Below are 11599 nucleotides of genomic sequence, written 5' to 3' on the forward strand. Positions count from 1 at the left end.
CCGAACCTGCGCTGCGATCGCCTGCGGCCCCCGGCAAATGCCTCCGTCCGGGTGGACCGCCGGGACGGCAGCATTGCCCCGTCAGGACTTCCAGTACCCGTCGAGGAGAAGCCCCTGCTGCGCCACGCAAGCGTTGTCGCTTTCGATGGCTTGCGCGTTCTCGTTCCGCCATACCCCGCCCTGCCGGCCGGGCGCGAGGCTGGCTACGCCCCCTTGCGCCACTTGCGACCTGTCGAGGCGATGTTCCTTCGCAACACAGACGACGTCCGCGCGGGCGGCGGCGATCGCGGCGGTGGCATCAACCTGCGTCTCGCACACACCGAGATAGAAGTAGAGCGTCGCGGATGCACCTGGCGCGACCTCCACGCGCTTGCTGAACGCGAGCGATACATCGGGCGCACTGATGTCGGCGTTGTTCTTCAGCGTGCCGTCGGCGTCGAAGCTGTACCAGGCGGACACGGTGGCGCTTTGCGTCGACGCGTCGGCGTTGTTGCCAGCCTGATAGCCGTCGGCCGGCTGCAGCGCGCCTAGGAGCACGAACAACTGACCGGACTCCGTCATGTCCGCGATGAACGCGTTTTGTCCAGCGTCGTACCACGCGTGCACCAGTTTGCTCGCATCAAGATTGTTGAGATGGACCTGATCGAGCACGTTGAACGTGACACGCTCGGCGGTCGGATTGGTCAGCGTGTAGCGAACGATGAAGAACGGCTGATCGGGGGGCGCCACGAAGCTGCGGGTCAGGTCGAGGCGCGATGGCAACGACGCGCCCTGATAGTTTAGGTAGCGCGCCGTCAGTACGCCTGCGTCATCTGCGCCGCTTTCAAACCACGCTTCGGAGTCGAACTTCTCGGCGTGGCTGTAGGAGATTCCGTTGGTTTCGTCGCGGAAGAACCCTGTGTAGTCGACGATCTGGTTCACCGTCCGGCGCACTAGAGAGCCGCGCAGGTAATGGAGTTCGCTCAGGCATGGGCCTGTCCATGAAGTGTCGATCTGGCTGAGCTTTGCGGCCTTCCAGACGCCAACGAGATCTCGCCAGTTAGACAGATACAACGCGTGCGTGGGGGCGGCCGAAGGCGAAGTCGGGCTCATAGGCATTCCCTGACGGGTGGCGAATCGGACGCCCGGATCGACGCCGTGAGGCGCAGTCGCGCATTGCGCGCCGACAGCGGTAGCGAGTGACCGCTCGGTCTAGCCAACGCCAGCAATCCGGACGAACTCCGGAAGGATGCCGCCATTCGGGGCCTGCGGGATCACGTCCTGGCGAGCTTGCGCGGCGCCGACACGCGCGCCCGCAGCCTATGGTTAATCATATTAGTACAGCGTCGATCGAATTCAGTGGAACGGCTAGCATGGAGACGCCTTTTCCGATCCGAAGTCCGCCACAATACCGGCGAGAAAGCTCCGTTGATGCATCTCGGTTAGGGTTTCCAAAGCATCGAACTCTTCCCACGAAGTTTGCACAGCGATATGGCCAAGGTTTGGAAATCGAAAGAACGTTGCCTACAAGATCTTTTTTGCAAAGCTACGTAGGCATCCTATTTTTAATAACGGATACGCCAGACGCCCGCCGTAGAAGATCTGCACACGAAACTAGTTCTGACCGTCGACGTAAAGAAACCATTTTCCGGCGAATGCGATCACGCGGTTCCTCACCGTCGCGGAAGTTCGCTGGGTGGATCGAGTCCAATGAAGTGCACAAGCCGCTTTCGTCGCCGGGCGCCCTGTTTGTCCTGCTCCTGCGTCCGCCTCGAGTCGAAGCCAGCAGAGCGCAAACCTGGCCGCTTTGTCGCGCTACTCGATATCGTGACGAAGGCGCTTATTCCGATCCTGCTGGTGTGGTCACTTCTCTTCATCGGGCTCAATATGAAGTCCCGCACGCTGGTCGAGCCTGTTTCCGTGCCGACGGCGTTGAGCGGTACAGGCGTGACGGACCTGGCGTTGCAGCAGGCACTCATCACCCGACTCGACCAACTGATCAGCGACGCGAAACAGACCATGCCGGGCGACATCAAAGACGAGTTTCAGGCGGATGTGCCGCTACCCGTGGTGGATATGCCGGGTACTGGCATCTCCCTGCAGAGCTTCGTCCAATACACGAAACAGTTGCTTGGCATCGACGACGTGGTGATCCGCAGCGTCCTGATTTCAGACACAAAGGGCTACACGGTTCACGTCTATGTCACGGGCCCTTCCCTCGCCCTGGATCAAGAAACCAGCCCTCCTGAGAAGACACCGATGGAAGCACTTTCCGGGGCAGCAAGGCTTGTCATGCAGAATTACGATAAATTCGCCTACGCTTCAGCGCTAGCAACCAACGACAGAACCGCCTGCTACGAGCACGGAAACTGCGATTACACGGAATCGATCAAGGCGTTGCATGAAGTCTTGAAGGATGACACTTACGTTCGCTACCACAAGTGGACTTGGCTCGCCCTTTCGAAAGTGGACGAGGATCGGCACGACTTCGCTGGCGAGGTCACAAAAGCGTTGCTGGCAATCCGTCAAGACCGGACGTTGTTCTGGGCTTACTACAACTGGGGGATAGGGCTTAGCGAGCAAGGATGCGATTCGCAGGCGCTCGCGGCATTCAACGCTGCGCTGCGCTATCGACCGACGTCCGACTTTGTCAACAACGCAGCGGGCAGACAGGCGCTCATCCTCGCGGTTGAAAATGATGGCGTCGACCCGAAGCTGCAGAGAAACTATCTCAACTTCGCGTCGAGCTACCTGACGACGGCTACCTATATCAATCCGGCTTACGCCGAAGCCTATGTGAACCTCGCGAAGGTTCTTCTAACGCTTGGCGATAAGCAGGAGGCTACCGATGCCTTCGACGCCGTTCTGCTTGCCGATTCTCCACAGGTGAGGCGTGCAGACTATTTTGAAAAGCGCGCAAACCTGAAGATCAGCAGCGGTCTCCAGATAACGGGGAGGCAATTGCAATCCGTCATTGCGACATTGGAGGACGCCCACGAAGCTGATTCTCTATGCGGCAACTCCAAACTGGCAGGTACGATCCTCGAAACGAAAGGGTGCCTCTCAGCCGAAGAACTGACGATAGAGCAAAAAGCGGGAAATCAGCTCAAGAATATCCGGCGGCCGCCGGAAAAAAGCCGCACCGGCGCATTGAACTGCGACAGGCAAAGTGTCGAAAGGAACGTTGGGGAACCGAGGCCCGAGCTTTTAGCGCCCGTCTATTGATGCTCGATCGCGCTTGCCATAAAGAACGGCCAGTAACCGGCCCGCGGGTGGGCTGCTACGCTGGCGCCGCTTGATCGCGTACAGCACTGTCGGCAGAGCGGGTTACGTCGGTCCAAAGCGCGCGAACCGATCCGTCGCATATGCAAAAGCGGGCTTCAGGTTGACGCACAGCGGCTCAAAGCATGGCACACTGGCTCGTCGTAACTTACGTTTCGTGAGGCGGCCATGTTTGCTTCTAAAATCGTCACGCGTCAGATGAAAGTAGCAGAGAGCTTCGCTGGCACGCGGGCATCTCGGGCAACTCTGCGTCTTCGACCCCGACAGGGTTCGCGCCTGACGGCGAGCAAGCTTTATGACGAAGACGAACAGAAAGCCTCGCGAGCCAGTTCTAAAACCGGCGGTGTCTCGCGCAATTTCGGCAGCATTCCCACCTCTGCACTTGAGAGTGCGACGGCGCCACCCGCAGGCGTCTTGCTGCCAAAACTCGCGATCGGACGGGTCGACGATCCGCTGGAGCGTGCAGCCGAGCGGGTCGCCGATCAGGTGATGCGGAAGCCGGCCCCCGATGTTTCCGTCGCGTCGGCGAATTCGCGCGCTTCGAAAAAATGCGGAGTTTGCGATCAAGAGAACATGCGGACGCTTCAAACCAGGCCCGCCGCTGCTTCGACCGAACGATCCGCTGAAGCTCCAGCTGCGGTGCACGACGTGATTCGATCACCGGGGCAGCCTTTGGACTCCGCTACGCGAGCCGCTTTCGAGCCGCGCTTTGAACGCGATTTCGGTCAGGTGCGCATTCATCACGACGCGCGAGCCGCAGCATCGGCGCGCGCGGTGCATGCGCTTGCCTACACAGTCGGGCGCGATCTCGTGTTCGGCCAGGGACAGTGGAACCCGCGTGGCGATGCCGGACGGCGGCTTCTCGCTCACGAGCTCGCCCATGTCACTCAGCAGGGCATGTCCCGCCCCCTGCTTCAGCGAGCACCGATACCCGGCTGGAACTTCACGCCATCTCGGATCTTCAGAATCTGAAGGGCGCCGGCAAGGATCTCACCATTGCACAGGACAGTAGTTGGTTTCCCGCGAAGCTACAGGTGAATCTCCTGAACACGCTGCGATTCGTTCTGGGTCCGAATCTTTCGCCGTCTGGAACCGAGGGAATCAATGTTCTGGACTTCTTCCACGGCCACATCGTGGTGGATAAAAAGGCCCTGCTGGTGGATTGGGAAGGCAATGAGCGGCCTCCTGAGCAGGTGCTGAAGCACGCGAGCGATTTCGAGAGTCAAGAAAAAGCGGCCGCCGCGACAACCCTCGGCGGCAGTTTCAAGGAAACCAAGTTCGGTCCGAGTCTGCATTTCGGTAAGTACCCTGTGACCCAGAAGAACCTGCCCGCCTTCACGGCGGCGATCGAGAAGCTCTTGCCAGCCTTTGGAAATGTCCTCGACGAAGCCGCGACCGTACCCGGCGCTGCGGTGATGTACCACACGTTCGAGTTGCTCACGCCTAGCGAGATCGCCGCCAAGGGGCAGAAACTTCGCTCTGAAGATCCTCGCCGACACTATGTCACGCCGCTCGACACGAACATGCCAAGACAGTACACGCCGCCATCGGGTGCAAGCTACGAGCAGGAGTATGTCGTTATCGCGCCATTCTCCTTCCTGGTCGACACCGGCGGAGGCGTCCATGTGCGCCCCTTCGCCGCCAGCGCCGGATCGGGCTTCACGTCGCTCGAGCTCAGCACGGTCACGGGCACACCGTTTACCGGAGAACCTTTCCCGATCCCCCTCGATCATTGAGATCGGGGCATTATGTCCAGCGCATGCGCGCAGCGCCGCCCGCTATCGCACACGGCTCGTTGACCGGCATCACGGACGTGCGTGATGTTTTGATGCTCCGCATGACGATCGAGACCGAAAGTGCGGCGATCCTGGCAAGCGCCGCGGTTCACAGCAAGAATACGGAAATCGAAGGTGCACGAAAATGCATGGTGGAAGCATTCGAAGAGCGCCGTCCGGACCTTGATGAGGATATTGCATTTCATATCGCGACTGCACGTGCGAGCCTGTGCCGGTGCCTAGTGGCGTCCGCCATGACCGCCGCTTTGGCCCCCGCCCTGCTCGAAGTGAGTGCTGCCACCGTGGAACCCATGGTGAAAGCCGTCGTCATGGTCAAAGTCGTGGAAGCGGTGGAAACCGCCGCCAAGGAATACGCATGGCTGGCCGCGAGACGGACACCCGGCATAGAACTCGCATGGATAACTCGGATACGCCGCGCACGTGTTGTAATAACCTGGCTCCGCAGCGCAATCTATCGCGCCAAGCAGCAGCATGGCAAACAGAACCTTTACCTTCATGACGCAAACCTGCCATACCCCGTTCTCTCAATACTCGTCACCATTATTCACAGCCAGTGGCATGGTGGTGGCGCCCTCATCGGATGGCATGTTGTGCGGGACAGGCGGCACGTTTTGTGTGTCCAGTGCCGCTGTCACGGTCCTGATCGCCTATCCACTGCCGCTGCCGCTGCATCGACAGAATGACTCAGTTTACACCGTTCGATCCAGTTGATAATCAGACTTGCTTTCTTGAAAGTGAAGTAGACGGCGACCAGAGAAAGCACGAATGCCGCGATCGATATCCCAGTTGAAATGTTCATATATGGTTGCGCGCAAAATGGAGCACATTCATAGGGACCGGTCAGCAGCAATGCAATATCTGCTTCATTCTCGTCCCAACCCGCCAGCGGTGCAGCGATGGGTGCGAGCCAGGCTGGACAGATCGCATCATAACTTTGCGTCTCGACTGTAAATCCATTGGCTCACGATTCACAAGGTGGAAGGCGGCTCCTGAATGTCGGCATTCAACGATGAATTCTTGAGTGAACGAGCATCTGAGATGCCGTAGCAGCAACGCTGGCCCCAGCCGAACCGTTCGCCAGCGGAACACCGATGATCACCACATTTATAGGATGGTCGGTTCCTCGTTCTTATGGAAAGCTTCGCATCAGGCCGAACATCAGACGCCAAAACCACTGGCCCTGTCCACGCTTGCTGGCCTCGCGTTTCAGATTCTGCTTAACTATCCGTCATGCAACGTCTGGTTTAACGATCCGCGCAAACGCCCAACATCGGCCCCAACTTACCGTTCAGCTTTCCCTTTAAATTTTTCCGCCTTTTGCTTTATTCGACAGGGGTTGTGACAAGTTAAGCAAAAAATGACTCGATGATCATCTTTCGCTTAACTGAAAATATCCGCGCAAAACTGCGGTGCCGTCCGTCCTGAGCACTCAACTCACGACCGAGCCGCATTGCTATCCCGCAGCGGCGTGCTGACTCGAAAGGCCTGCCAGTATCTTGCCCGGCAAAATGGGCAGGTCGCGCACACGCAAGCCAATGGCATCGTAGACGGCTGCGGCCACTGCGGCATCCACGCCGGTCGCGCCGAGTTCTCCGATGCCGCGGGTACCGATCGCACTTGCATGCGGATCATACTCACTGACGAAGTGGATCTTGATATCGAGCGGAATGTCCGCATTCACCGGGACCGCCACGTTCGACAGATTCTTCGCGAGCCAGCCACCGGTATTGGGCTCCTGCACGCTTTCTTCCATCGTCGCCTTGCCCCAGCCCCAGATGATCGCGCCCGTCATCTGGCTTCGCGCCGTTTTCGGATTGATAATCCGGCCCGCGGAATAGGCACCCACCGCCCGGCGCAAGCGCACGAGGCCAAGCTCGGGATCGACGCCTACTTCGACAAAGATCGCACCCCACGTCCGCATCGCGTATGGCGTACCGTCGCCGTCCGCGCTGAAGCCGGCGCCACCCGGAAGCGTGAACGCACCGTCCGCGACCATCTCCGGTAGATTAGCCCGCCGCAGGCTCGCGCGAACGTCTTTCCCGCCGAGCGCATCGAGCTTCGCGTTGATTTCCCGGCAAGCCAGTGCGATCGCGCTTCCCGTGCTGCCCGTGGCGCTCGATCCATAGACGGGACTCGCCGGGTGAAGGTTGGTATCGCCCCACACAATCGACACGTTCTCGATCGGCAAGCCCAGCTCTTCGGCCGCGATCTGGCAAAAGACCGTCTGCGTGCCGGTGCCGATATCGTGCGTGTTCGCCTCGATCAGCGCCGTGCCGTCGGACCTCAGGCGCACGCGCGCCCCGCCGGGAAAGCGGAAATTGCCCATTGAGCTCGTCGCCATCCCATGTCCGATGCGCCACGCTCCGTCTCGTCGTGGCGTCTCGCCGCGCGTGCGCCAGCCATAAAGGCGCGCACCTTCCTCATATGCGTCGCGAAGCTTTTTTGACGACCAGGGCTTGTTCGTATGCGGATCGACCTCGGCGTAGTTCGCCAGTCGTAGATCGAGCGGATCGATCTTCAGCGCCACGGCGAGTTCGTCCATCGCGCTTTCGAGCGCCCATAGCCCCGGGCCTTCCACCGGCGCGCGCATTGGCGTGGGCACGTTGATGTTGCGCCGCTCCAGCCACTGCTTGGTGCGAATGGCGGGCGACGCATAAAGCGTCTTGCTTGCTTCGCTTGCGGGCTCCAGATGCGTGTCCGCAATCGCGCTCGAATTTACGACTTCGTGATCGATGGCGCTGAGCCGGCCGTCCGCCGTTGCCGCAAGCTTGATGTCCTGTTTCACCCACGGCTGATAGCCGACGCAGACGAACTGATCGTGACGCCGCAGATGAAGCTTCACGGGCCGCCCCGCGACGCGTGCCGCGGCGGCGGCAAGAATCTGGTGCGGCCACACATATCCCTTCGAGCCGAACCCGCCGCCCGTGTGCGGTGCGATCACGTGAATGTCGTCCGGCCTCATGCCGAGTGCCGCGGCTACGACAAGCGGCACATTCTCGCTCGCCTGAACCGCATCCCACAGCGTGAGCTTGCCGTGCTCGAATCGCGCAACGGTGCCCGATGTCTCCATCGCATTGTGGTGACGCGCGGCTTGAATATACGTCGCCGCCACGCTTGCGTGTGCGGTTCCGAAAATCGCATCGACGTCGCCCATCTCCAGATCGTCGCCGAGCATGCGTGGCTCGGGCGGCGGCTCGCGCGTCGCGGCGCCGGGAAGGACGGGGTCGTCGCGCTCGCAACGGACAAGCACGGCATCGCGGCCGGCTTCCGCCGCCTCGATGGATTCCGCAAGCACGATTGCGACCGGCTCGCCTTCGTACCGAATCGCGTCGTTTTGCAACGGCAGCGCGAGCACCGCCGCTGGCGGCTGAACCGCACCGAATCGCGGCATATCGTGCGCGGTAAGCACCCGCACCACACCCGGTAAGGTAAGTGCCGCGTTGGCATCCACGTCGATCAGCCGGCCCGACGCGACGGGCGCGCCGACCAACGCAGCATGAAGCGTGCCGGGCGGCGTGTTGTCAGCTGCGAATTTCGCCTGTCCCGTGACCTTCGCCTGGCCTTCCACGCGGGAGACCGCCGTGCCGATGCTCATGATCGCCCTGCTGCCGTCAGTAACGCACGCACCGCGGCATTGCGCGCCATCGTCACCTTGTAGCCATTGTGAGCGAGCGGCCGGGCGTCGCTCATTGCCGCGTCGACAATCGGCGTGACCACTTCCTTGGTCGGCGCCTGCCCGGCCAGCGACGCCTCGGCGGCTGGAAGGCGCCACGGACGTTGCGCCACCGAGCCAAGTGCGATGCGCGCCGACACAATGCGATCCCGATCGAGCTCCACGGATGCGGCTGCCGAGACCAGCGCATATTCGTAGCTGGCGCGCTCGCGGACTTTTACGTAGGCCGATCGTGCGTCCGCGCGGATGGGTATGTGAAAGGAGACGATCACTTCGTCGGCAGCCAGTCTCGTCTCGAGCCGGGCGGCATCGCCGCCCATGCCGGCCGCTTCCTGCTGCGTCAGGTGGAACTCCGTCATCTTGATCATTCGACCGCCGTTCGGCCCGATGACCTCAGCTGTCGCATCCAGACAAGCCAGTGCCACAGCCGGATCGGACGGTTGAACCGCGACGCATGCATCGGTCCAGCCAAAAATTGCATGCCGTTCGTTGATGCCATTGCGCGCGGGGCAGCCCGACCCGGGATTGCGCTTGTTGCAGCCCCATGGCAACGGCGCTTCCGAACGAAAATAAGCGCATCGCGTCTTTTGCATCACGTTGCCGCCGAGCGTCGCGCGGTTGCGCACCTGCGCCGAGGCGGCGAGCAGACAGGCTTGAGCCAGCGCGCTCGCGTGGGCGCCGACGAGCGCGTCTTCACCGATCACGTTCAGGTCCGTCAGCGCGCCGATCACCAGATCGTCACGCTCGCGCACAATACGAACGAGACCTGTGAGTCCACCGACATCGATGACGCGATCGGGCGCTGCGATGCCGAGCCGCATCCAGTTGAGCAGCTCCGTACCGCCCGCGATGATCGCCACGTTGCCCGCCGCCAACGACGCGACTACCTGTTGCGCGGTTGCGCCACGCGCGTATTCGAAGTTTTTCATCGTTCGTGCCCGGCCGCGCCGGCGGCATCGAGCACGGCCGCCGCGATCTGCGGATAGCAAGAGCAGCGGCACAGATTGCCGCTCATCCATTCGCGAACGCTCGCCTCATCGGTCGCGTGCCCTTCAGCGATGCAGGCGACCGCGGAGACGATTTGCCCGGGTGTGCAATAGCCGCACTGAAAGGCATCGTGCTCGATAAATGCCTGCTGTACCGGATGCAGCGTCCCGTCGGAGGCGGCCAGACCTTCGACAGTCGTGACCTCGCAGCCTTCACATTGCACGACGAGCGTCAGACAGCTGTTCATCCGCTTGCCGTCGACCAGCACGGTGCAGGTGCCGCATGCGCCTTCGTTACAGCCCTTCTTGGCGCCGCTGAGACCCGAGTCTTCGCGCAACCAGTCCAGCAGCGTGACGCGCGGGTTCACCGTAGCGGCCCGCGGCTGGCCGTTCACACGCATCGCCACCGTGATGCTGCTTGACCAAGGCAGCCCGGCGTCTCCATTTGGAGCTAATTGCTCCCCGAAAGTAGCGTCGTCCATTCCCAATTCCTTGCCGGTTTCAACAATCACTCTGCTTGTATATAGACCATATGGAGTTGATATCAAGGGACGATATCCTTCCTGCTTCCGCACCGTCTCCCAAAGAATCGATCCGGCTCGAACTGCAACGGCGAGCTGCTCGCATGCACTCGCTCGACACTTGCAAGCGGGCCAGGATTAGGTGAGCCGATTTCGACCTGATGCTGATTGAGGCCCTAGGCCCCAGGCCCCAGGCCCCAGCGAAATGCAGTCGATGTAGGTGATGGCGGTCCGCACGATCCAGATAAAAAGTGTCGGCGCAGTATCCTCAAAAAACAGCATTCGACCAATGCGGGCACCGAATTTAACGATCCTTCTCCGTCGAGAACTGGCCGGTTTGCAACGACCTGTGCCTGACGTCGGTTGGCTGCACGCGCTAAAGGTTATTCGACGTCTGCCCTCATTCACATGGCTGTGAGTGTGCCGCGGTGGCGGTGAGCTTGCCGAGAATCGATGACGGATCGCCGCCCGTGACACGGTTCAGCGTCGCGCCCGACCCGTTGTTGAAGGCGACGGTGTTGCCGTTGCCGATCGAGAAGCTGTGCCAGTCGATCACGCCGCGGGACGAGGACTGGTCGATCGTTAGCGAAGTGGTGCCGCTCGTCATCGCGCCCTGGCCCCGGACGAAGGCGCCGCCCTGCGGCAGTGGTCCGGCCGCGTGGGCCATCGGCACGCACCACGCGGCGAGCGCGAGCGCGAGCGGCACCCATAGTGCAAGCGTCAGCGGGCGCAGAACACGGTTCCACGCGGAAGGCCGCGACCGAGGCGCGATGAGTGCCGCGCCGGCATACGCCAGCGAAAAGGACAACCCATTGCGCGGGATTGGGGGCGACTGGATCGCCAGTCTGGATGAATGACGCGACATGATCCCTCCCGAAACGTGGTTCGTGGAAAGTCGTCGTCGCGGAACGCAGATTGTTGCGACCAAGCAAGGCGCGAAAGCCGCCATACCGCACAACACAGCCTAATGGTAGCAGCGCGTTTCAAAAGACCCACCGGTATTTGGGCATGCACCCGGTGCTTGCTGGTACCGCTTCAAGCGTGGATGTGTGTCGGTCGCCGCGGCGGCAGGAATGGCCGTTCAACCCTCGGAAGCGGACGGAGAGAGCGGCAAGAAGCATTGGTCGCCGGCAAAAGCGATAGAATGCCCACTCTGCAAAAGACAATATTGACGGGGTAGACGGCATGGAGCGGCCGGGCGCGCAGCGTTGGCATGAGCAAACGTTTCTAGGTGTCTTTCGCGGACAACCTGAGAAGGAGCAGGCGTTCCTCCGGATATGCCTGGGCACGGTCGTGTTGATCGGCTATATCGCCGTCGCCGCGCTCCAACGCACGGCCGCCGCGTATGACACTCTGGGCGTG

The 11599-nt window shown here is 61.2% G+C and carries 9 protein-coding genes; 4 read left to right on the top strand and 5 right to left on the bottom strand.

The genetic code is table 11. The features are described 5' to 3' along the window. Positions 1–81 precede the first annotated feature (81 nt). Positions 82–1092, bottom strand: a complete 1011-nt coding sequence (locus HDG32_RS34910) for a type II toxin-antitoxin system CcdA family antitoxin (protein ID WP_184074285.1) — start codon at positions 1090–1092, stop codon at positions 82–84. A 597-nt stretch (positions 1093–1689) separates the two neighbouring features. On the opposite strand from HDG32_RS34910, the gene HDG32_RS34915 reads away from it, so the two are divergent. The 4 genes from HDG32_RS34915 to HDG32_RS34930 all read left to right on the top strand — a co-directional run bounded on the left by HDG32_RS34915 (position 1690) and on the right by HDG32_RS34930 (position 5740). Then, a complete protein-coding gene (locus HDG32_RS34915; RefSeq protein WP_184074286.1) occupies positions 1690–3204 on the top strand; it encodes a tetratricopeptide repeat protein in 1515 nt (504 codons plus the stop codon). Between the two features lie 225 nt (positions 3205–3429). Continuing rightward, positions 3430–4233: a DUF4157 domain-containing protein gene (locus HDG32_RS36915; protein WP_260336711.1), complete on the top strand. Its 804-nt coding sequence runs from the start codon at positions 3430–3432 to the stop codon at positions 4231–4233. Positions 4234–4295: 62 nt separating this feature from the next. Continuing rightward, the gene (locus HDG32_RS34925; protein ID WP_184074288.1) at positions 4296–4997 is read left to right on the top strand and encodes a hypothetical protein; all 702 of its coding nucleotides are present in this window, start codon (positions 4296–4298) and stop codon (positions 4995–4997) included. Positions 4998–5056: 59 nt separating this feature from the next. Further along, positions 5057–5740, top strand: a complete 684-nt coding sequence (locus HDG32_RS34930) for a hypothetical protein (RefSeq protein ID WP_184074289.1) — start codon at positions 5057–5059, stop codon at positions 5738–5740. A gap of 770 nt (positions 5741–6510) precedes the next feature. Here HDG32_RS34930 and HDG32_RS34935 read toward each other — a convergent pair. The 4 genes from HDG32_RS34935 to HDG32_RS37115 all read right to left on the bottom strand — a co-directional run bounded on the left by HDG32_RS34935 (position 6511) and on the right by HDG32_RS37115 (position 11102). Further along, positions 6511–8652, bottom strand: a complete 2142-nt coding sequence (locus HDG32_RS34935; protein WP_184074290.1) for a xanthine dehydrogenase family protein molybdopterin-binding subunit — start codon at positions 8650–8652, stop codon at positions 6511–6513. After that, positions 8649–9659 carry a xanthine dehydrogenase family protein subunit M gene (locus HDG32_RS34940; protein WP_090807430.1) on the bottom strand — a complete coding sequence of 337 codons (1011 nt, stop codon included), beginning with the start codon at positions 9657–9659 and terminating at the stop codon, positions 8649–8651. The genes HDG32_RS34935 and HDG32_RS34940 overlap by 4 nt, the downstream gene beginning before the upstream one ends. After that, positions 9656–10198 (bottom strand): (2Fe-2S)-binding protein, encoded by a 543-nt coding sequence (locus HDG32_RS34945; RefSeq protein WP_184074296.1) that lies wholly within the window; start codon positions 10196–10198, stop codon positions 9656–9658. Before HDG32_RS34945 ends, HDG32_RS34940 begins: the two co-directional genes overlap by 4 nt. 439 nt (positions 10199–10637) lie before the next feature. After that, positions 10638–11102: a filamentous hemagglutinin N-terminal domain-containing protein gene (locus HDG32_RS37115; protein WP_311540571.1), complete on the bottom strand. Its 465-nt coding sequence runs from the start codon at positions 11100–11102 to the stop codon at positions 10638–10640. Positions 11103–11599: the final 497 nt, after the last annotated feature.

Origin of the sequence: Paraburkholderia sp. CI2 (assembly GCF_014201055.1) — a bacterium.
GTDB lineage: Bacteria > Pseudomonadota > Gammaproteobacteria > Burkholderiales > Burkholderiaceae > Paraburkholderia > Paraburkholderia tuberum.

Excerpts from the sequence above, each read along its gene's own strand:
- HDG32_RS34940 (WP_090807430.1), bottom strand. The coding sequence starts at position 9,659 with ATGAAAAACTTCGAATACGCGCGTGGCGCAACCGCGCAACAGGTAGTC.
- HDG32_RS37115 (WP_311540571.1), bottom strand. The coding sequence starts at position 11,102 with ATGTCGCGTCATTCATCCAGACTGGCGATCCAGTCGCCCCCAATCCCG.
- HDG32_RS34945 (WP_184074296.1), bottom strand. The coding sequence starts at position 10,198 with ATGGACGACGCTACTTTCGGGGAGCAATTAGCTCCAAATGGAGACGCC.
- HDG32_RS34915 (WP_184074286.1), top strand. The coding sequence starts at position 1,690 with ATGAAGTGCACAAGCCGCTTTCGTCGCCGGGCGCCCTGTTTGTCCTGC.
- HDG32_RS34910 (WP_184074285.1), bottom strand. The coding sequence starts at position 1,092 with ATGAGCCCGACTTCGCCTTCGGCCGCCCCCACGCACGCGTTGTATCTG.
- HDG32_RS34935 (WP_184074290.1), bottom strand. The coding sequence starts at position 8,652 with ATGAGCATCGGCACGGCGGTCTCCCGCGTGGAAGGCCAGGCGAAGGTC.
- HDG32_RS36915 (WP_260336711.1), top strand. The coding sequence starts at position 3,430 with ATGTTTGCTTCTAAAATCGTCACGCGTCAGATGAAAGTAGCAGAGAGC.